Raw genomic sequence first — 19,467 nt, forward strand, 5'->3', positions numbered from 1 at the left:
TCCTCGCGGCTGGGCTGTGTGATGGTGGGGCGATGCCGAGTGATGGTGGGGCGGTGCCGACCACATCCGGTGCCGACCCGAACCCGTCCTGCGCCGACTCGCGGCCGGCGCAGGACAGGAGGTCATGCGTCAGGCCTTGACGTACCAGACAGCCGCGTCGACGGGCACTGACGCGCCCTCGAACGGCTGGCTGCTCACGAGCACGGTCGCATCGGCCGGCAGTGCCACGGGGGTGCTGCCGAGGTTGGCGAGCACATGCACGGCACCCCGCTGGAACGCCACGGTGTCATCGCCGGCATCCTCCCAGACGAGGGATCCCGACCCGAAGCCGTGCTCGCGGCGCACGGCGAGCAGTTCCTTGTACAGGGCGAGGGTCGACGTCGGGTCCGCCTCCTCCGCATCGCGGGCGTAGGTCGTCCACTCCGTCGGCTGCGGCAACCACGACAGTCCGGTCTCGTTGAAGCCGAACGCCGGAGCATCCGCCTCCCACGGCAGCGGCACGCGGCATCCGTCACGTCCGTACCGCTCGCCGTTCGTGCGGAACCACGTCGGATCCTGGCGGAACTCGTCGGGGATCTCCATGGCCTCTGGCAGGCCCAGCTCCTCGCCCTGGTACAGGTAGGCGGAGCCCGGGAGGGCGAGCATCAGCGTGGTCGCCGCGCGTGCCCGAGCCAGGCCGATCGCCGGATCGGGCTTTCCGGGGGTCTTCGGGCCGATGCCGTCGCCCTGCGGGTTGTCGATCGTCAACGCGAGCCGCGTCGCGTGCCGGACCACGTCGTGGTTCGAGAGCACCCAGGTGCTCGGCGCGCCGACGGCACCGAACTCGTCGAGCGAGTTGCGGATGACGTCGCGCAGCTCGGCGGCGTCCCACGGGGTCATCAGATAACCGAAGTTGAAGGTCTGGTGCATCTCGTCGGGACGCACCCAGAGCGCGGTCTTCTTGAGGGTCGGCAGCCACGCCTCGCCGCACAGTGCACGGTCGCCATCGTACTCGGCGAGCAGTCTGTGCCAGTCGCGGTAGATGTCGTGCACGCCGTCCTGGCCCCAGTACGGCACGTCGTCCTCGCCGCCGCCCATCGAGTCGGCATCGGCCGGCGGCGTGTAGTCGGGGAGGCCGTCCTTCTTGATCATGCCGTGGGCCACGTCGACCCGGAATCCGTCGACGCCGCGGTCGAGCCAGAACCGCAGGATCGAGCGGAACTCCTCGCGGACCTCCTCGTTGGTCCAGTCGAAGTCCGGCTGGCTCACGTCGAAGATGTGCAGGTACCACTGGCCGGGGGTGCCGTCGGCTTCGATGACCCGCTCCCACATGCCGCCGCCGAAAACGGACTCCCAGTTGTTCGGCGGAAGCTCGCCGTTCTCGCCCTTGCCGTCGCGGAAGATGTAGCGCGCGCGCTCGGGGCTGCCGGGAGCGGCCTTCAGCGCCTGCTGGAACCAGACGTGCTGGTCGGAGGAATGGTTGGGCACCAGGTCGACGACGACGCGGATGCCGCGGGCGTGCGCGGCGTTCAGCATGATGTCGAAGTCGGCGAGGGTGCCGAACAGCGGGTCCACATCGCGGTAGTCGGCGACGTCGTAGCCGGCATCCTTCTGCGGGCTGGTCATGAACGGGCTCAGCCAGATCGCGTCGACACCGAGCTCCTTGAGGGAGTCGAGGCGGCTCGTGATGCCTGGGAGGTCGCCGATGCCGTCGCCCGAGGCGTCGGCGAAGGAACGGGGATAGATCTGGTAGATGACCGCACTGCGCCACCACTCGGAACCGGGGGCTGCGATCTGCTCAAGCTGTGCCATGCGACCAGGCTAATGCAAGCGCTTGCATTCTCGCCAGGGTGCGGATCGAATCGGTTCGACTTACGTGTGGACGGGGTGGTGAGGGCGAGACCGACGTATCTGTGAGGGCGAGACCGACGTATCTGCGTGAGACGGATGCTCCGCACTGCGGTCTCCTGCAGGAACGGCGGTCTCGCGCAGGAATGTCGGTCTCACACGAAGGGCAGCCCGGGAGTAGTGTGGCGGCATCCGAGGAGTGGAGGCTGTCATGGTTCCCGAGATCAACTATTGGGCGGTCCTGCTGGCGACTCTGTCGAGCATGATCGTCGGGTCGGTCTGGTACGCGCCGAAGGTGTTCGGCACCCGCTGGTCGAAACTCGCGAACGTCGACATGGATCGCCCCGCGGCGACCGCGGCGGTACCGATCATCGTCACGGTGGTCGTGAGCTTCATCACCGCGTGGGTGCTGGCCGGAGCATCCGCCATCGCCTGGCACTTCTACGACGGGTCCTTCTTCTGGGGCACGATCGTCACCGCGGTGACGCTGTGGGCGGGATTCACCGCCGCGCGGTTCATCACCCACGACGCGTTCGAGGGGCGCCCGAGTGGGCTCACGACCATGAACATCGCGCACGAACTCGTGACGGTCGTCGTGATGGCGGTGCTGATCGGCGTCTGGCCTCCTGCCCTCGGCTGAGCTGGGGCAGCCGCGCGCCGGACTGCAGGCCGGCATGCCCGCGCACCGAGAGAAGCAGGGAACCAGGGAGATCCCCGCGGATCCTCAGGCCGACGGCGCCGGGTTCTCGCTCAGATCCTGTGCGAGCATCACGAGAATCCCGCTCGGGCCGCGCAGATACGTGAGCTTGTAGACGTTCTGGTAGTTCGCGACGCCGCGCAGCGGGAAGCATCCGTGCCGCGCGGCGATCGCGAGCGACGCGTCGATGTCGTCGACCGAGAACGCGACCCTGTGCATGCCGATCTCGTTCGGCAGCGTGGGCGTCGTCTCGATCGCATCGGGATGGAGGTACTCGAAGAACTCGAGCTGACCGCGGCCGTCGGGTGTCTGCAGCACCGCGATCTTCGCGTGGTTCCCGTTGAGGCCGACCGCGACATCGGCCCACTCGCCGCTCACCTCATCGCGACCGACGAGTGCGAGGCCGAGATCGACGAAGAACGCGATCGCCTCGTCGATGTCGCGGACCGCGATGCCGACGTTCTCCAGTGCGATGGGCATGCCCGGATGCTACCCCTCGGATCCGGCATCCGACAGGGTCATTCGCGGTCGCCCGCGGCCCGCCGGGCCTCAGCCGATGGGGGACGGACCCCGGAGAACGACGAAGACGGATGCCGCAGCACGCGGCATCCGTCTTCGGGAGAGGTTCTCAGGCGGCGACCCGGGCGACCGCGGCGATCGCGCTCGTGAAGAAGTCGAGGCCGTCGACTCCGCTGCGCATGGCGGCGGACGTGTCGGGGCCGAAGCCGGGCTCGGTGGCGTGCTCGGGGTGCGGCATGAGCCCCACGACGTTGCCCGCCTCGTTCGTGATGCCGGCGATGTCGCGCAGCGACCCGTTCGGGTTGACGCCCGCGTAGCGGAACGCGACGAGGTTCTCGCCCTCGATGCGGTCGAGCGTCTGCTCGTCGGCGATGTAGCCGCCGTCCGCGTTCTTCAGCGGGATCACGATCTCCTGGCCCGTGCGGAATGCGTTGGTCCACGCGGTGTCGGAGTTCTCGACCACGAGCTTCTGGTCACGACGCACGAAGTGCTGGTGGTCGTTGCGGATCAGGCCACCGGGAAGCAGGTGCGCCTCGACGAGCATCTGGAATCCGTTGCAGATTCCGAGCACGGGCATGCCCTTGGCCGCAGCATCCTTCACCTCGGCCATGATCGGCGACAGCGCGGCGATCGCGCCGGCGCGCAGGTAGTCGCCATAGCTGAATCCGCCGGGCAGGACGAGCGCGTCGACGCCCTCGAGATCGTGCGAGCCGTGCCAGAGGGCGACGGGCTCGGCGCCGGCGAGACGCACCGCGCGCTGCGCGTCTCGGTCGTCGAGCGAACCGGGGAACGTGACGACCCCGATGCGGGTGGTCATTCGGCGACCTCGATGCCGACGACGTCCTCGATCACGGAGTTCGAGAGCACCTCGTCGGCGATGCGGCGGGCCTCGGCGAGCACCTCGTCGGTGACCTCGCCCTCGACCGTGAGTTCGAAGCGCTTGCCGATGCGGACATCGGTGAAGCCTTCGACGCCCAGACGGGTGAACGCGCCGGAGACGGCCTTCCCCTGCGGGTCGAGCAGTTCGGGCTTGGGCATGACGTCGACGACGATGGTGGGCATCTGTTTCTCCTGGCGGCCGTAGGCCGCAGCTATCGGTCGTAGAGCGACGAGCGAAGCGAGGAGTCGAAACGCCAGAGTCGCGGATGGGAGGGCGGTCTCATTCTACCGGCTCGCGCGTGGGGTCTTACGCGGTCGCGCTCAGGCCATTCGGGATGCCGACGCCCCTGCTGAGCTACGGCGCCCCCGCTCATTTACGCGAATCAGAGGGGGCGTCGTAGCTGAACGGGGGCGTGGGCGCCGGGCCGAGAGGCTGTCGGCGCTGAACGGGGGCGTCGGCGCGAGGTGGAGGGGCCGTAGGTGCGAGGGGCGCGACCGCACGCGCGACCGCACGCGCGACCGCACGCGGGGGCGGCACCCCTCAGGCGGAGTGGAAGACCGTGTGCAGGTCGCCGACGACCTCGCGGCCGCCCAGGCCGTCGATCTCGAACAGCACGGAGATGCCCACCACGTGGCTGCCGAGCCGCTCGACCAGCTGACGTCCGGCGGCGAGCGTGCCCCCGGTCGCGAGCACGTCGTCGATCAGCAGAACACGCGACCCTGCCGGCAGGTCGTCGTGCATCTCGATCGTCGCGGTGCCGTACTCGAGCGCGTAATCGACGGATGCCGCGGGCCGCGGAAGCTTGCCGGCCTTGCGGATCGGGATCAGGCCGACGCCGGCCGCGATCGCCGCGGTGCCGGCGAGGATGAACCCTCGCGCCTCGATGCCGGCGACGACATCGAACTGACCCGCGAAGGGCTCGATGATCGCCTCGGTCGTCACGCGCAGTGCCTCGGCATCCGCCAGGAGAGGAGTGATGTCGCGGAAGATGATCCCGGGCTCCGGATAGTCGGGGACCGAGCGGATCAGCGACTGGGCGCGGACGAGGGCGGGAGACAGTTCGGCTTCGGGCACTGGTCAAGGGTACCCGCCCTCGCAGGACGGACGCTGCGGGCGGACGGATGCCGTTGAGCACCTGGGAGCGCTCCCATAGACTGGATGATCACCCCATCGTTTCGCGGCGTGTGACGGGCGCGAGGATCGGCCCTGAACGTCGAACTCCGCGGGACAGGCAACGCACACGACAGAGGAGTCCCCGTGACGCGCACCTTCCCCGAACACTTCCTGTTCGGCGCCGCCACCGCCGCGTACCAGATCGAGGGCGCAGCCTTCGAAGATGGTCGCACCGCCTCGATCTGGGACGCGTTCTCGCGGGTCCCCGGCGCCGTGATCAATGCCGACAACGGTGACGTCGCCTGCGATCACTATCACCGGTATCCGCAGGACGTCGCGCTCATGAAGGACCTCGGGCTGCAGGCGTACCGGTTCTCGACCTCGTGGTCGCGGGTCCGTCCCGACGGCGGCGCCCCGAATCAGAAGGGCATCGACTTCTACAGCCGTCTGGTCGACGAGCTCCTGGCGGCCGACATCGTGCCGTGGCTCACGCTGCACCACTGGGACATGCCGCAGGCACTCGAGGAGAAGGGCGGCTGGACGAGCCGCGACACCGTCGAGCGCTTCGTCGAGTACGCCGGGAGCCTGCACGACGCGCTCGGCGACCGGGTGCGCAACTGGACCACGCTGAACGAGCCGTGGTGCTCGTCGTTCCTCTCGTACACGGCGGGCGTGCACGCCCCCGGCCGGATCGACGTCGGCGACGGGATGCTCGCCGCCCACCACCTGCTGCTGGCCCACGGCCGCACCGTGCAGGAGCTGCGCGCCAGGGATTCGTCGCTCGAGCTCGGCATCACCCTCAATCTCACGGTCGCCGACCCCGCCGACCCCGATGACCCCTCCGACGTCGATGCCGCGCGGCGCATCGACGGCCAGTTCAACCGCTGGTTCCTCGACCCGATCTTCCGCGGGGTCTACCCCGACGACATCATCCGCGACTTCCGCTCGGTCGACTCCGCGGCCGTCGCCCGGTGGGAGGATGCCGTGCACCACGGCGACCTCGACATCATCTCGACGCCGCTGGACACCCTCGGCGTGAACTACTACCACGGCGAGCTCCTCTCGGGCACCGAGCCCGACGTGCATCCGCCCGCCGACCAGGCGCCGACCGATCGGCCCACCGCCTCGCCGTTCCCCTCGCACGACGGCATCCACTGGGTCGAGCGCGGACTCGCGCGCACCGGCATGGGCTGGGAGATCCAGCCCGGGGGACTGACCACGCTGCTGCAGCGGGTCGCCACCGAGTACGCCGCCGGCATCCCGCTGTACGTCACCGAGAACGGCGCCGCCTTCGACGACGTCCGCGAGGGCGATCGGGTGCCGGATGCCGACCGCGTCGAGTTCCTCGAGGCGCACCTGGGTGCGACGCAGGACGCGATCGACGCGGGCGTCGACGTGCGGGGCTACTTCTACTGGTCGCTGCTCGACAACTACGAGTGGGCCTGGGGATACGAGAAGCGGTTCGGGATCGTGCGCGTCGAGTACGACACCCAGGAGCGCGTCGTGAAGGACTCCGGCCTGAAGTACTCTCGGATCATCGCGGCTCGTTCCCTCTGAGAGGTCCACCGCGGCGACACGGCAGGAGCAGCATGAGCAGGGCGACGATCGAGGAGGTCGCGGCGGCCGCGGGCGTGTCCCGCTCGACGGTGTCGCGGGTCGTGAACGGGTCGACATCCGTGAGTCCCGAGGCGCTCGCCGCCGTCAACGACGCGATCGCCCGTCTCAACTACGTGCCCAATCCCGCGGCACGCAGCCTCGCCACCCGGCAGACGAAGGCGATCGCGCTGATCGTCCCCGAAGACACCGCGCGCTTCTTCGGCGACCCGTTCTTCGCCGAGGTCGTCGCCGGCATCAGCGCGCGCATGACCAGGTCCGACTACATCCTCAACCTGCTGATCGCGAGCGACGACGGCGGGGCGAAGGCGGCCGGCTTCGTGCGCAACGGCGGGGTCGACGGGGCGATCATCGTCTCGCATCACTCCAATGACTCCTTCGTGGGGAGGATCGCCGAGTCGGTCCCCGTGGTGTTCGGGGGGCGTCCCGCGCGCATCCGCCCCGGGGACTACATCGTCGACGTCGACAACGTGCGCGGCGCTCGCCTTGGCACCCAGCACCTCATCGATCGCGGATGTCGTCGCCTCGCCACCGTCTCGGGGCCGCAGAGCATGCGGGCGGGCATCGATCGCGTGCGCGGATTCCGCGACGCGCTGACGGATGCCGGTCTCGAACCGTTCGCGGTGCTCGACGGTGACTTCACCGAGGAAGGCGCGATGGAGGCGGCGCGGCAGCTGCTCGCGGCATCCGGCGGACGTCCCGACGGGATCTTCGTCGCCAGCGATCTCATGGCGCGCGGGGTGTTGCGAGTGCTGCGCGACGCCGGCGTGCGGGTGCCCGACGACATCGCGGTCGTCGGCTTCGACGATTCGCAGGTCGCCGTCAATGTCGAGCCCGCCCTCACCACCGTGCGCCAGTCGATGTACGAGCAGGGCGAGGTGATGGCGTCCGTGCTGCTCGACGTGCTCGCCGGGCGCAGCGCGCCGCATTCGACGATCCTGCGCACCGAGCTGGTGGTGCGGGAGTCCGCCTGACGGTGGATGACGCCGGTGTCATCCACCGTCAGGCGGGGTACGTCACGGGCGCGGACCTGACGCCCCTCCAGGTGGTCCGCGCCCGTGGGCCTGTGTGTCAGCCGGCTCCGGTGAGCTGAGCGAGCAGGTCGCCGCCGAACAGCGAGAACGCCATGACGCCGGCCGAGAGCAGGATCACTCCGACGGTGCCGGCCACGGCGATCAGCGAGACTCCACGGCCGCCGAGCCGCTGGCCACGGAGACCGACGGCAATGCCCGCACTGGCCGCGAGCTCGCCGGCAGCATCGTCGCGGTACCGCGCTGTTCGCGCGGCGAAGCGGCGGTGGAACTCCTCGGCGAGGGTCAGCACCGCCGCCATCGTCGATGCCCGGTCGAAGCGCGTCGATCCCGGAAGGTAGACGTACAGACGGTCGGAGACGAGTTCGATCTCGGCGCCGGATCCCAGGTCGAGCACCCGCGCCATGAGGTCGGGCGTGAAGATGTAGAGCGCATCCGGCTCGTACCCCTCGGGCACGAGCAGCCGGAAGGTCTTGGCGAAGTGGCCCTCGAGCTCGAGCGTCGCCGCACCTCGACCGAGCCCGAGCGTCGGGATGATGCTGCGCCGCCGGTTCGCCAGCACGATGTGCGGAACCGACGACGGCAGCGGCAGCTCGACGAAAGCGAACGGACGCTGCACGGTGGCGGCACTCTGGCCGCGTGACACCGAGTGATGCAGACCGAGTTCGAACGGCATCCGCTCGTCATCGCTCGCGACGACCGCCCGTTCCTGTCCGCGCACGACCCGGGTGAACGCCGCGCCGGGGCGGCGGGTGTGCTCGAGCAGGTCGGCGTAGGCCCATCCGTTCCGCCAAGCGAACGACGCGATCTTCACCCGGCGGCTCAGACCGACCGCATGCCAGACGAAGCCGACGGCCGCCAGCACCGAGTACCCCACGACGACGACGCCGAGCACGGGGGCCACCGCGAGGATGTCGGTGCGTCCGAGGAACCAGAGCCCCACGAGCATGGCCGCGGCGAACAGCAGCACGGCGATCAGCAGGAACAGGAATCTGCGGTGCAGGGGGATCCGGCAGATGCGCTCGTACGCGAGGATGTCGCCGAGGCCTGCCCCGCGGCGGAGGGGGTCGAGGTCGACGCTTACAGACGCCACGGCAGAGTCGCCCACGGGCCGTTGCGCTTGGCGGTCGCGGCGGCCTTGAACTCCGGCCAGCTGTCGCCGTAGCGGTCGAACGACTTGTCGTCCAGGTTGCCGTCGGTCCAGTGCATGATCCGGCCCGTGACGTAACTGAGACCGAAATCGGCCCACGATTCGAATGCGGGACGCGCGTCGACGTTGATGCGATGGATGATCTGGCGGGCCTCGGCGACGTCTCCGTGGCCGAGTGCGACACCCCAGGTGGCCATCGCGACGGCCTGGCCGACCGCGTAGCCGTCGAGCGTGCGCACGAAAAGGCCGGGGGTGACGATGTCCTTGCCGACGAGCTTGCGCACCTGGGCCTCGATCGACTCGATGGCGGAGACGAAGGTGCGCGCGTCGCGCTTGTCGCCGCCCTCGTCGACGATCGCCGACAGCCACTCCTTCGTCTTCGGCACGCGGCCGAGGCGCTGCGCGACCTCGTTCCGCACAGCGAGATAGAGCACCCACACCTCGCGCCGGCGACGCACCGTCGTGAGCCGCTCGATGTTGTCGAGCCAGTCCTGGCGGGAGTGCACACTCCACTGGTCGACGAGGGTCTTCTTCTCGCGATCGGTGAGATCGGATGCCGTCGGGTCGTTCCACGGTCCGGAAGGGAGGTTGCGGATCTGCAGGAAGCCCAGGGCGAGTTCATTCGCCTCGCGGTCGGACGTCGAGAACTTGTCCGACGGCTTGACCTTCGAGGCCGGCATGAGCCAGATCACCAGGAAGAACAGCACGACCACGCCGACAACAACCCACACCCACCACTGGCTGAGAAGCCATTCGAGCAGGGAGCCGAGGTCGTTGAGGTCGAGGCGGGCAGACGGACGCATGGGGTCTCCAGGGCGGGAGGTACGGACGGGGATCCGTAAGCTGAACGGGTATTCAGTGAGTAATCTATACGCCACGGTCGTCTCCCCAAAAGACGAACCGGCATATCGATGAGGGAGGTCGCGGCATGGCACGCTCCGATGAGCAGAACCGCGCGGCCAGCGCGCGCTCGCGGGAGAACCTGCTGCAGGCGGCGATCGAGGTCTTCGCCGAGCGCGGCGTCGCGGGGGCGAGCGTCGCCGAGATCACCACTCGCGCCGGTGTCGCGCAGGGCCTCGTGAGCTATCACTTCGGCGGCAAGGAGCAGTTGGTCGCCGCCGTGATCGATCGCTGGTTCGAGACCGTGCTGGGCTTCGCGCACAGCACCGGCACTCCCGACGAGATCCTCGCCGCCATCATCGACGACGCTCTCCGCGCCACGGCGTACGCAGTGCCTCTGCAGAGGGTGATCATCGCGATCCAGCAGCAGCCGGCCACGCATCGGCTGTTCGCGGAGTCCGAGGAGCGGCACGCCGAGGGTGCGACCGCGGCGGAGGATGCCGTGCGTGCGGTGTTCCGCGCGCGCGGAGCATCCGATCCCGCTCTGGAGGAGATCATGCTGCGCAGCACGCTCGAGGGCGTGTTCGTGAAGTACTCGGTGTTCGGCGACACCTATCCGCTCGAGGCCGCACGACGGTGGGTGCACGCCCGTTACGGGCTGCCGGAGCCGACCGCCCCGTTGCGTCCGGAGCTCGCAGCGCCCGAGGGCGAGCCGCGTCCGCGCGCGAGTGGCGCGGCGGTCTGACGGGACTGCGATCTGCGGGTGGCGGGCGCAGCCGCGGGGTCAACTTTCGCGGCTGATGTCATGTTCTGCGGCCTGTGCGGGTGGATGTGGCCGCAGAAAGTGAGAATGGCCGCGGAACTTCACGCGGGTGGAGCATGCGGGGCGCGACGGAGGGCCAACGCAGAAGATCCCGGATGCCGCAGCTGCAGCATCCGGGATCTTCGAGTCCGACTCAGGCGGGGTCGCCGCCCAGCGGTCCGACCGCCTCGAGGGGATTGGGGTCGTCGGCGCCCGTCTTGCGCGCCCGGGCGATGAGGTTGCCGAGGTGGTAGATGACGAGAGCCGCGACCGTGCCGAGTACGATGCCGCCGAAGGCGAAGTCGCCGAGGTTCATCGAGAAGCCGGCGATGCCGATCACGAGCGAGACGGCAGCCGTGTACTGGTTCACCGGACGGGAGAAGTCCACGCGGCTGTCGACCCAGATCTTGATGCCGATGATGCCGATCAGTCCGTAGAGCGCGGTGGTCGCGCCGCCAAGCACACCGGCGGGGATCGAGTTGAAGACCTCGCCGACCTTGGGCGAGAACGCGAGCAGGATCGCGATGACACCGGCGACCCAGTAGACCGCGGTCGAGTAGACGCGGGTCGCGGCCATGACGCCGATGTTCTCGCCATACGTCGTGGTGCCCGAGCCGCCGAAGCCGCCGGCGATCGTCGTGGCGACACCGTCGGCGATGAGCGCGCGGCCGGTCTGCTTGTTGACCTCCGGGTTCTCGGTCATCGTGGCGACACCGCGGACGTGTCCGATGTTCTCGGCGACGAGCACGAGCACGACGGGCAGGAACATCGCGATCGTCGACCAGGTGCTGGGCTGCACGAAGTCGGGGAAGTGGAACTCGGGGAGGCCGATCCACGGAGCGTCGGCGATGAGCTCTGCGGGGGTCTTGCCGCCGCGCAGGTCGCTCGGCACGTCGAACGAACCGTTGAACGCGGCCCAGATGAAGCCGACGGCGACACCGAGGAAGATCGAGATGCGCCCGAGGAAGCCCTTGAACAGCACCGCGAACAGGATGATCGCGGCGAGCGTGATCGTGGCGGTGACCGGGTCGAGCTGATAGTTGTTCCACGCGGTGGGCGCGAGGTTGAAGCCGATGAGCGCGACGATCGCGCCGGCGACGACCGGGGGCATCAGGGCGTCGACCCAACGGAGGCCGGCGAACTGCACGACGAGACCGACGATCGCCAGCAGGATGCCGACGGCCACCACGCCCGCGAGCGCCGAGCCCGTGCCGCCCGTGGCGGTGGCGGCGGTGATCGGGGCGATGAACGCGAACGACGAGCCGAGGTAACTGGGCAGGCGGTTCTTCGTCAGCAGCAGGAAGATCAGGGTGCCGAGACCGCTGAACAGCAGCGTCGTCGACACGGGGAAGCCGGTGAGCGTCGGCACGAGGAACGTGGCACCGAACATGGCGACGACGTGCTGTGCGCCGATCGCGATGGTGGCGGGCCAGTTCAGACGCTCTTCGGGTGTGACGACGGCGCCGGGTGCGACCGTCCGTCCGTTGCCGTGGATGTTCCACAGGGCCATGCGGGCTCCTCAGATGTCGGGGTGCGGGAGTGCTGGAGCAACACTACCGATTCCTGTGTTTCGGCTGAGTGTCGGTGCCGAGCCGTCGCAACTCCGGTCCCTGAGCGAGCGCAGCGCCCTTCGTCTCGTCGCTGGCGCTCCGGATCCTGAGCGAGCGAAGCGAGACGAAGGACGCTCAGGAACCGTCGAAGGGCGCTCGACGACCGGGAAGAGGCTCTCAGCAACCGACGAACGGCGGCCGGGACCGGCTGTCATGCGGAATGTCGGGCCGAATCACGAATGTCGGGTGAGAAAGCGTGTTCTGACCCGACATCACGTGCATCGACCCGACAAAGTGACGGGCGGATGCCGGGGTGGGGGGCGGATGCCGGGATGGGGCGAGCGGATGCCGGGGAAGGCCCCGGCGAGAGGCGCTCAGGCTCCGAGGCGCTCGATCAGCTCGCGGTAGCGCGCGGTCGTGCGCTCGACGATGTGGCTGGGCAGCGCGGGCGGCTCTCCCTGCTTGTCCCAGTTGGCGGCGAGCCAGTCGCGCACGATCTGCTTGTCGAAGCTCGCCATCCGCTGGCCGGGGGTGACCCCGGTGTTCCAGGCGTTCGCATCCCAGTAGCGCGAGGAGTCGCTCGTGAGCACTTCATCGGCCAGGCGCAGCGTGCCTTCGGCATCCGTTCCGAACTCGAACTTCGTGTCGGCGAGGATGAGGCCCTTCTCCTCGGCGATCGCCGCGGCGCGGGAGTAGATCGCGAGCGAGGCGTCGCGCAGTTCGGCGGCACGCTCGGCTCCGACGAGTTCGACGGTCTTCTCGAACGTGATGTTCTCGTCGTGCTCGCCCATCGGCGCCTTGTACGCGGGGGTGAACAGCGGCTCGGGAAGCCGGTCGCCGTTCTTGAGCCCCTCGGGGAGGGGGATGCCGCAGACCGTCCCGCTCTCCTGGTATTCAACCCAGCCCGATCCGGTGATGTAACCGCGCACCACGCACTCGATCGGCAGCATCTCGAGCGACTGCGCGAGCATCGCCCGATCCGCCACCGATGCCGGGATCTCGCCCTCGGCGAGGTGGTTCGGAACGTCGGAGAGCTGCGTGAACCACCAGCGGCTGAGGCGCGTGAGCAGTGCACCCTTCTCCGCGATGCCGGGCGACAGCACGAAGTCGAAGGCGCTCACCCGATCGGAGGCGACGACGAGGATGCGCGTGTCCTCGGCATCCGTCGAGGCGTACAGGTCGCGGACCTTGCCGGAGTAGACGTGCCGCCAGCCGGGGATGCTCAGTGCTTCGCTCACCCGTTCATTATCGCGGCCCCGACGCGCCGCGATGTCAACCCGGGTGCCGGAGGTCTCGATCCGGGTGATGCTCGAGCAGAGGGAAGGCGGCGGCATGTCGAACGGTGATCGGTCAGCGGCGACACGGACGTGAGCAGGGTGGGGGCGGTCGCCCGCCCCCACCCTGCGCTCACCGCAGTGCGAGCGTGGCCTTCGAACCGAACAGCGGGTCGTACTCGAAAGTCGTAGGCACGGCACCTGCGGGAAGGTCGAACACGATCGTCCCGTTCAGGGTGTTGCCGGGGTTGACGTCCTCGAAGAACACCGAGCCGTCGTCGAGGTAGAGAGCGGCGGAGGAGCTGGCGGAGAACTCCCTGCCCTGGTCATCGAACACGGTGACGGCCAGGGAGTTGAAGCTGTCCGGCTTCATTCCGGTGTTGCTCACCGACACGTGCACCAGGACGAACTGCCCCTGGGCCGCCTCGCCGAAGGTGTCGCTGCCGACGTTGGCGATGCCCGTCTCGACGCCGGTGACGGTGATCGACATGCCGTCGACGTCTGCCGCGGTGCCGAGAGGCGTGGCGGAGCCGGACGCCGGTTCCTCGGGTGCCGGCTCCTCGGCGGCGGGTTCCTCGGGCGCATCACCGGGGCTCTCCGCCGAAGGCTGCTCCTCGACTGCTGCGGGTGCGTCGCTCTCGTCGCCGTTCGTCGGCTCCGAGGAGCTCGCGGATCCGGCGAGGATCGCGATCGCGATGATCGGTGCGAGGATCATCGCGAGCACCGACAGGATGAGGCCCGCGATCGAGGTGGTCTTCGGCTGCCCCTTGCGGGTGAGACCGACGATGCCGAGGACGAGTGCCGCCACGAGCAGCGGCCAGCCGACGATGCCGAGGAGCGGGATGATCGCCAGCGCGAATCCGATCGCGGCGAGGATGATCGAGACGAGCCCGACGACGTTGCGCGTCGGGGCGGCCTTCGGCGCCGTGTCGGGGGCGAAGGCGGGCGGGGCACCGCCGGCCACGGGAGCGGACGGCGGGATCTGGCTGGGGTTGTCGTCGGTCATGGGAGCTTCCTTCTGCTGTGGATGGGGACGATGCGACGACCGAGAGTCGAGTCCGGCCGAGGCGAGCGGTGTGTCGACCGCAGAGTCATCGTCGCGACCGGTCGAGTGGTACGGCATCCCCTCAGCGGCCACTCACGCCTCTGCCGATCGGGGGAGGAGGATTCCCCCACCCGGCGGGCGAGAGATGTCGGGGCCGGGCAATACGCTCGGGGGATGACCACCCCGACCCCTGCGAGCGACCGGCGTGGTCTGCGTCGCGCCCGCAGGGTGAGCGGCCGGACGCTGCTGATCGTCTTCGGCGCGTTCGTCGACACGTACGCCGTGGTCAATGTGCCGGGCGCCGCGACGCTCGTGCCGGTCGATGGCGGCGAGGAGGTCCGGGCCACGAGCTTCGTCGCCCCGCTCGTCCTGCTCGCGATCGCCGCCTGGATCTCGCTGATCTGGGTCGATCGCGTGCCACTCCTGCCGCTGATCGCCGGCGGCGTGCTCGCTGTGATCGGCATCTCCTATCTGCTCCTGCTCGTGGCAGCAGTGCGGGTGGTCCGAATGCGACCACGGATGCTGCGCACGGTCGGCATCCTGGTCGCCTGCGGAGTCATACTCTTCGCGGCGCGCGAAGCCTTCGCGCCCTGGGGGCTGGCGCTGCCGTGGATGTTTTCCTCGTCGATCGCCGTCGACGACCCGGCGTGGGTCTGGGGACCCTTCGTCGTTGCCGCGATCTCGCTGGGCATCGCGACCGCCGTCGTCGTGGTCGCGCGGTCGCGCGCGCAGGTCGACCGCAGCGAGCAGCGCGTCGTGATCGCGACGCAGCAAGCCGATGCGTTCCGCGAGCAGACCGTGCGCCAGGCCGAGCGCGAACGCATCGCCCGTGACATGCACGACGCCCTCGCCCACCGTCTCTCGGTCGTGTCACTGCACGCGGGGGCGCTCGAGACGGTCGCCGGCACCGGAGACGCGAGCGAGATGGCGCGTACGGTGCGCGAGCAGACCCACGCGGCGCTGCAGGACATGCGCGGGCTCATCGGCGAGCTGCGCAGCGACCCTGCGGCCTCGGCCGCCCCGGTCACGATGCGCGCGATCGGCAGCCTCATCGCCGACGCTCGCACGCGCGGGCAGTCGGTGACGTCGCTCATCCTCATCGAGTCGCCCGAGCGGGCCGGCGCGATGCTCGACGGTGCGGTCTTCCGCATCGTGCAGGAGTCGCTCACGAACGCGATGAAGCACGCCGCGGGCTCCCACATCGACGTCTACGTCGCCGTGACCCCGGCCGACGGATGCCGGGTGCGGGTCGTGAACACGCTCGGCATGGCATCCGGCGGAACGGTGCCCGGCGGGGGCAACGGCGTTCTCGGCATCCGCGAGCGGGCGGCGATGCTCGGAGGCGAGGCCTGGATCGGCGCGCACGACGGCACCTACATCGTCGACGTCACGCTGCCCTGGCAGGAACGCGGCTGAGGTCGATGGCCCGTCGCTAAGCTCGACGGGTGACCACCGTCGACCCCGAGCAGCGCGTGCGCGTGCTTCTCGTCGATGACGAACCGCTCATCCGCAGCGGTTTCCGGTTCGTGCTCGCCGTGGATCCGCGCATCGAGATCGTCGGTGAGGCGCCCGATGGAGCGGCGGCCATCGAACTGGTGCGCCGGCACCGTCCCGACGTGGTGCTGATGGATGTGCGGATGCCGGTCATGGATGGCCCCCAGGCCACGGCGCAGATCGTCGCGGAGACCTCGTCGCGCGTGGTCGCGATGACGAGCTTCGACTCCGAGGGACAGCTGATGCGGATGCTCACCGCCGGGGCGAGCGGGTACCTGCTCAAGGACGAGGCTCCGGGGCGCATCGTCGAGGCCGTGCACCGCACAGCTGCGGGAGACACCGTGTTCTCGGCGCAGAGCACGGCGCAGTTGGTGCGCCGTGCTGTCGGAGCAGAGGGCGGAGCCGGGCGCCAGGCGGCGGTCGAGCGGCTCGCAGGCCTCACCGAGCGCGAGCGCGACGTCGCGGTCGGCGTCGCCTCGGGGGCGACGAACTCCGAGATCGGAGCGCGGCTGCACATCTCGGCCGGCACCGTGAAGACGCATCTCGAGCAGGTGTTCGCGAAGCTCGCGGTGCGCAACCGGGTACAGGTGGGCGTCGTCGTCGAGCGGGCAGGGCTAGGGCCGGCCGAAGTCTGAACGGACTGGGCGGCTCGGCATCCGCCGCCGCGTCGCGCCCGCGTCACGCGCCGCCCCGCGCCCGCGCCGCTCCGCCTTGCTCGGCACCCCCGAACAGGCGTATAGTCCACCTGGACTATACGAGGTGGGATATTCATGAAAGACGCGATGAGCCGCCTCACGCCCCTGGGTGTGATGGTGCTCGCTCTCCTGCAGGAGGGCGACATGCATCCGTACGAGATGGCGCGCCTCCTGCGCGGTCGTCACGACGACAGACTCCTCCCGGTCACCAACGGCACGCTCTATCACACGGTCGGACGCCTGCAGAAGTGCGGCCTCCTCGTCGAGGTCGGCATCGACCGCGACGGCAATCGCCCGGAGCGCACGACGTATGCGGTGACGGATGCCGGCATCGAGGCGATCCGTGCCTGGCTCCGGCGTGAGCTGCCCCGCATCGATCGACCCGCCGACTTCCGCATCGCGCTCGCCGAAGCCCACAATCTCGAGCGCGCGGAAGTCACCCCGCTCCTGCGCGAACGACGCTCAGCGCTGGTCGACGACCACGCTCTGCACCGCGACTACCTCGTCCGAGCGCGCGACAAGGGCGTGCCCGAGCAGGTCCTCGTCGAGATCGAGCGCCAGGAGTCGCTCCTCGACGCGGAACTGCGCTGGCTGGACTCCCTGCTCGCCCGCCTCGACGCCGACGGCATCCCCTGGGGGCCCGACGCGTTCACCTCTTCAGATCGCTATCTCGCTCAGCGAAAGGCTGCACAGCAATGACCGAATCCCGTCAGAGCACGGGCCCCGACACGGGAACCTTCGCCCCCGGACACCGTCCGGCCAGCCCCTGGCCCGCCCTCTGGGCGCTCGTCATCGGCTTCTTCATGATCCTCGTCGACACCACGATCGTCTCGGTCGCGAACCCTGCGATCAAGACCGCACTCGACCCGAACACCAACAACCTCGACAACGTCGTGTGGGTGACCAGCGCGTACCTGCTCACCTATGCCGTGCCGCTGCTGATCACCGGACGTCTCGGCGACCGTTTCGGCCCGAAGAACATCTACCTCATCGGGCTCGCCCTGTTCACCGCGGCCTCGCTGTGGTGCGGTCTGTCCAACTCGCTCGAGGGCCTCATCGCGGCCCGAGCCGTGCAGGGTCTCGGCGCGGCTTTCATGACGCCGCAGACCATGGCCGTGATCACGCGCACCTTCCCGCCGAACCGCCGCGGCGCGGCGATGGGTCTGTGGGGCGCGACCGCCGGTGTCGCCACGCTGGTCGGCCCGCTGGTCGGCGGTCTGCTCGTCGACGGCTTCGGCTGGGAGTGGATCTTCTTCGTGAACATCCCCGTCGGCGTCATCGCGTTCGTGCTGGCCTGGCGCCTGGTGCCCAAGCTCGCGACCAGCCCGCACCGCTTCGACCTGCTCGGAGTGCTGCTCAGCGCCGTGGCGATCTTCCTCCTCGTCTTCGGCCTGCAGGAGGGCGAGAAGTACGAGTGGGGCGTGATCTGGGGTCCGTTCTCGGTCTGGGGCATGATCATCGCGGGCCTCGTCGTGATGGCCCTGTTCATCGTGCAGCAGTGGCGCACGAGATCCGAGCCGCTCGTGCCGCTGGCGCTGTTCCGCGACCGCAACTTCTCGGCGTCGAACATCGCCATCGCCGCCGTCGGATTCACCGTGACGAGCATGTCGCTGCCGTTGATGTTCTTCCTGCAGACCGCGCGCGGCCTCACGCCCACGCAGGCGGCGCTGCTCATGATCCCGACCGCGCTGCTGTCGGGCGGCCTCGCCCCGGTGGCCGGGCGCATCCTCGATCGCGTCGACCCGCGACTGATCCTCATCCCGGGCCTGCTCTTCGTGGCCGGAGGCCTGTTCTGGTACGCCTCTCTGGTGAACATGCAGACGGAGATCTGGATGTTCCTGTTCCCCTCCGCGCTCATGGGCATCGGCAACGCCGGCATGTGGGGGCCGCTGGCCACCACCGCCACGCGCCGCCTGCCGGTGCGCCAGGCGGGTGCCGGCGCGGGCATCTACAACACCACGCGCACGATCGGCTCGGTCATCGGCTCCGCCGCGATCGCGGCGTTCATGCAGGCGCGTCTCGAGGCGAACCTTCCGGGTGCCAGCGATGCTTCTGCCGGGTCGATCACCGGGGGCGGGGCGCTGCCGGATGCCGTCGCCGAGGGCTTCTCCGCAGGCATGGCCCAGTCGATCCTGCTGCCCGCATTCACGATCCTCGTGGCTCTGGTCGCGGCGCTGTTCCTGCGCGGAGCGCCGAGTGACGCGGCATCCGCTTCTGCTCCCGCTTCTGCGAAGGCCGAGTAGGCCGCACCTCTTGCGGTGATCGTCATGCTCTGCGGCCAGTTTCTGGAGATCTGGCCGCAGAACATGACATCGGCCGCAGAAGTTGGCGCTGCTGCGGTCGCATTTGCGGCGGCCGGATGCTTCTGATGGGGTGGGCGTATGACCGTGCAGCTCGTCCGCCCGACCCTCGACCTCTTCGACTCCTGGTCCGCCGCCGTGGCGGAGTTCGGCGCGGGACACATCGACGGCTCGGGCCTGACGGCGCCGGTCACGGGTGATCGCCAGACGCTGGAGGCGCTGATCGAGAAGGCCTCGCTGCTCGCCGACACCTCGGCGGAGCTGCCGGAGGATTCCGTGCACAATGACCTGTACTGGATCGTCGACGAGGGCGAGGTCGTCGGCTTCCTGTCGTTCCGGCACGCGCTCAACGAGTATCTGCGCGAGGTCGGCGGGCACATCGGCTACGCCGTCCGCGGGTCGCGACGCCGCCGGGGTTACGCGCGTGCCGGCCTGGCGCTCGGCCTCGATCGTGCGCGCGAGATCGGCCTCGACCGGGTCATGATCACCTGTGACGACGACAACGTCGGATCCTTCCGCACCATCGAGGGCGCCGGCGGCGTGCTGCAGGACGTCACCGATCAGACCGAGCGTGGGCACGCCCGGCTGCGCCGGTATTGGATCACGCTGTAACGCAGGCTTCCGCTCTCGAGCGGC

Annotated in this window: 19 protein-coding genes; 9 read left to right on the forward strand and 10 right to left on the reverse strand. The window is 69.3% G+C overall.

The window, feature by feature from the left end; translation table 11 throughout:
* Positions 1-129: 129 nt before the first annotated feature.
* Complete coding sequence (locus ACI3KS_RS01225) at positions 130-1,791, reverse strand: glycoside hydrolase family 13 protein (protein ID WP_404914370.1); 1,662 nt, start codon at positions 1,789-1,791, stop codon at positions 130-132.
* A gap of 247 nt (positions 1,792-2,038) precedes the next feature.
* Here ACI3KS_RS01225 and ACI3KS_RS01230 point away from each other — a divergent pair, with 247 nt between their 5' ends.
* A complete protein-coding gene (locus ACI3KS_RS01230) occupies positions 2,039-2,467 on the forward strand; it encodes a DUF1761 domain-containing protein (protein WP_404914372.1) in 429 nt (142 codons plus the stop codon).
* Positions 2,468-2,551: 84 nt separating this feature from the next.
* Here the strand turns inward: ACI3KS_RS01230 and ACI3KS_RS01235 are convergent, their stop codons facing one another.
* The 4 genes from ACI3KS_RS01235 to ACI3KS_RS01250 form a co-directional block, all read right to left on the reverse strand.
* On the reverse strand, positions 2,552-3,004 hold the full coding sequence (locus ACI3KS_RS01235) for a VOC family protein (protein ID WP_404914374.1): 453 nt from the start codon (positions 3,002-3,004) through the stop codon (positions 2,552-2,554).
* A 148-nt stretch (positions 3,005-3,152) separates the two neighbouring features.
* Positions 3,153-3,860, reverse strand: a complete 708-nt coding sequence (purQ, locus tag ACI3KS_RS01240) for a phosphoribosylformylglycinamidine synthase subunit PurQ (protein ID WP_404914376.1) — start codon at positions 3,858-3,860, stop codon at positions 3,153-3,155.
* Positions 3,857-4,105: a phosphoribosylformylglycinamidine synthase subunit PurS gene (purS, locus tag ACI3KS_RS01245; protein WP_217178708.1), complete on the reverse strand. Its 249-nt coding sequence runs from the start codon at positions 4,103-4,105 to the stop codon at positions 3,857-3,859. The genes purQ and purS overlap by 4 nt, the downstream gene beginning before the upstream one ends.
* Positions 4,106-4,463: 358 nt before the next feature.
* Positions 4,464-4,997, reverse strand: a complete 534-nt coding sequence (locus tag ACI3KS_RS01250) for an adenine phosphoribosyltransferase (RefSeq protein ID WP_404914378.1) — start codon at positions 4,995-4,997, stop codon at positions 4,464-4,466.
* 183 nt (positions 4,998-5,180) lie between these two features.
* On the opposite strand from ACI3KS_RS01250, the gene ACI3KS_RS01255 reads away from it, so the two are divergent.
* Together ACI3KS_RS01255 and ACI3KS_RS01260 are read left to right on the forward strand one after the other, a co-directional pair.
* Positions 5,181-6,593, forward strand: coding sequence for a GH1 family beta-glucosidase (locus tag ACI3KS_RS01255; RefSeq protein WP_404914380.1), 1,413 nt, complete (start codon positions 5,181-5,183; stop codon positions 6,591-6,593).
* A gap of 32 nt (positions 6,594-6,625) precedes the next feature.
* Complete coding sequence (locus tag ACI3KS_RS01260; RefSeq protein WP_404914382.1) at positions 6,626-7,624, forward strand: LacI family DNA-binding transcriptional regulator; 999 nt, start codon at positions 6,626-6,628, stop codon at positions 7,622-7,624.
* 97 nt (positions 7,625-7,721) lie between these two features.
* Here ACI3KS_RS01260 and ACI3KS_RS01265 read toward each other — a convergent pair whose 3' ends face one another.
* Together ACI3KS_RS01265 and ACI3KS_RS01270 are read right to left on the reverse strand one after the other, a co-directional pair.
* Entirely contained in the window at positions 7,722-8,789 is a 1,068-nt protein-coding gene (locus ACI3KS_RS01265) for a hypothetical protein (protein WP_404914384.1), read from the reverse strand.
* A complete protein-coding gene (locus ACI3KS_RS01270; protein ID WP_404914386.1) occupies positions 8,762-9,634 on the reverse strand; it encodes a DUF1266 domain-containing protein in 873 nt (290 codons plus the stop codon). The genes ACI3KS_RS01265 and ACI3KS_RS01270 overlap by 28 nt, the downstream gene beginning before the upstream one ends.
* Before the next feature lie 125 nt (positions 9,635-9,759).
* Here ACI3KS_RS01270 and ACI3KS_RS01275 point away from each other — a divergent pair, with 125 nt between their 5' ends.
* Positions 9,760-10,416 carry a TetR/AcrR family transcriptional regulator gene (locus tag ACI3KS_RS01275; protein WP_404914388.1) on the forward strand — a complete coding sequence of 219 codons (657 nt, stop codon included), beginning with the start codon at positions 9,760-9,762 and terminating at the stop codon, positions 10,414-10,416.
* A gap of 211 nt (positions 10,417-10,627) precedes the next feature.
* Here the strand turns inward: ACI3KS_RS01275 and ACI3KS_RS01280 are convergent, their stop codons facing one another.
* From ACI3KS_RS01280 to ACI3KS_RS01290, 3 genes are all read right to left on the reverse strand, one after another.
* The gene (locus tag ACI3KS_RS01280; RefSeq protein WP_404914390.1) at positions 10,628-11,983 is read right to left on the reverse strand and encodes a uracil-xanthine permease family protein; all 1,356 of its coding nucleotides are present in this window, start codon (positions 11,981-11,983) and stop codon (positions 10,628-10,630) included.
* Between the two features lie 414 nt (positions 11,984-12,397).
* Positions 12,398-13,261 carry a phosphoribosylaminoimidazolesuccinocarboxamide synthase gene (locus tag ACI3KS_RS01285; protein ID WP_404914392.1) on the reverse strand — a complete coding sequence of 288 codons (864 nt, stop codon included), beginning with the start codon at positions 13,259-13,261 and terminating at the stop codon, positions 12,398-12,400.
* 169 nt (positions 13,262-13,430) lie between these two features.
* Positions 13,431-14,303 (reverse strand): DUF4352 domain-containing protein, encoded by an 873-nt coding sequence (locus ACI3KS_RS01290; protein WP_404914394.1) that lies wholly within the window; start codon positions 14,301-14,303, stop codon positions 13,431-13,433.
* A 213-nt stretch (positions 14,304-14,516) separates the two neighbouring features.
* On the opposite strand from ACI3KS_RS01290, the gene ACI3KS_RS01295 reads away from it, so the two are divergent.
* From ACI3KS_RS01295 to ACI3KS_RS01315, 5 genes are all read left to right on the forward strand, one after another.
* Positions 14,517-15,758, forward strand: a complete 1,242-nt coding sequence (locus ACI3KS_RS01295; protein ID WP_404914396.1) for a sensor histidine kinase — start codon at positions 14,517-14,519, stop codon at positions 15,756-15,758.
* Between the two features lie 29 nt (positions 15,759-15,787).
* On the forward strand, positions 15,788-16,471 hold the full coding sequence (locus ACI3KS_RS01300; protein ID WP_404914398.1) for a response regulator: 684 nt from the start codon (positions 15,788-15,790) through the stop codon (positions 16,469-16,471).
* Positions 16,472-16,618: 147 nt separating this feature from the next.
* Positions 16,619-17,230, forward strand: coding sequence for a PadR family transcriptional regulator (locus ACI3KS_RS01305; RefSeq protein WP_404914400.1), 612 nt, complete (start codon positions 16,619-16,621; stop codon positions 17,228-17,230).
* Positions 17,227-18,774 carry a DHA2 family efflux MFS transporter permease subunit gene (locus ACI3KS_RS01310; RefSeq protein WP_404914402.1) on the forward strand — a complete coding sequence of 516 codons (1,548 nt, stop codon included), beginning with the start codon at positions 17,227-17,229 and terminating at the stop codon, positions 18,772-18,774. Before ACI3KS_RS01305 ends, ACI3KS_RS01310 begins: the two co-directional genes overlap by 4 nt.
* Positions 18,775-18,912: 138 nt before the next feature.
* Positions 18,913-19,443: a GNAT family N-acetyltransferase gene (locus tag ACI3KS_RS01315; RefSeq protein WP_404914404.1), complete on the forward strand. Its 531-nt coding sequence runs from the start codon at positions 18,913-18,915 to the stop codon at positions 19,441-19,443.
* The last annotated feature ends 24 nt before the right edge of the window (positions 19,444-19,467 follow it).

The organism is Microbacterium sp. ZW T5_45, from assembly GCF_044987415.1.
GTDB lineage: Bacteria > Actinomycetota > Actinomycetes > Actinomycetales > Microbacteriaceae > Microbacterium.

Coding starts and splice junctions, on each gene's coding strand:
- ACI3KS_RS01230 (WP_404914372.1), top strand. CDS start 2,039: ATGGTTCCCGAGATCAACTATTGGGCGGTCCTGCTGGCGACTCTGTCG.
- purS (WP_217178708.1), bottom strand. CDS start 4,105: ATGCCCACCATCGTCGTCGACGTCATGCCCAAGCCCGAACTGCTCGAC.
- ACI3KS_RS01290 (WP_404914394.1), bottom strand. CDS start 14,303: ATGACCGACGACAACCCCAGCCAGATCCCGCCGTCCGCTCCCGTGGCC.
- ACI3KS_RS01315 (WP_404914404.1), top strand. CDS start 18,913: ATGACCGTGCAGCTCGTCCGCCCGACCCTCGACCTCTTCGACTCCTGG.
- ACI3KS_RS01270 (WP_404914386.1), bottom strand. CDS start 9,634: ATGCGTCCGTCTGCCCGCCTCGACCTCAACGACCTCGGCTCCCTGCTC.
- ACI3KS_RS01305 (WP_404914400.1), top strand. CDS start 16,619: ATGAGCCGCCTCACGCCCCTGGGTGTGATGGTGCTCGCTCTCCTGCAG.
- ACI3KS_RS01310 (WP_404914402.1), top strand. CDS start 17,227: ATGACCGAATCCCGTCAGAGCACGGGCCCCGACACGGGAACCTTCGCC.
- ACI3KS_RS01275 (WP_404914388.1), top strand. CDS start 9,760: ATGGCACGCTCCGATGAGCAGAACCGCGCGGCCAGCGCGCGCTCGCGG.
- ACI3KS_RS01235 (WP_404914374.1), bottom strand. CDS start 3,004: ATGCCCATCGCACTGGAGAACGTCGGCATCGCGGTCCGCGACATCGAC.
- ACI3KS_RS01280 (WP_404914390.1), bottom strand. CDS start 11,983: ATGGCCCTGTGGAACATCCACGGCAACGGACGGACGGTCGCACCCGGC.
- purQ (WP_404914376.1), bottom strand. CDS start 3,860: ATGACCACCCGCATCGGGGTCGTCACGTTCCCCGGTTCGCTCGACGAC.
- ACI3KS_RS01225 (WP_404914370.1), bottom strand. CDS start 1,791: ATGGCACAGCTTGAGCAGATCGCAGCCCCCGGTTCCGAGTGGTGGCGC.
- ACI3KS_RS01295 (WP_404914396.1), top strand. CDS start 14,517: ATGACCACCCCGACCCCTGCGAGCGACCGGCGTGGTCTGCGTCGCGCC.
- ACI3KS_RS01260 (WP_404914382.1), top strand. CDS start 6,626: ATGAGCAGGGCGACGATCGAGGAGGTCGCGGCGGCCGCGGGCGTGTCC.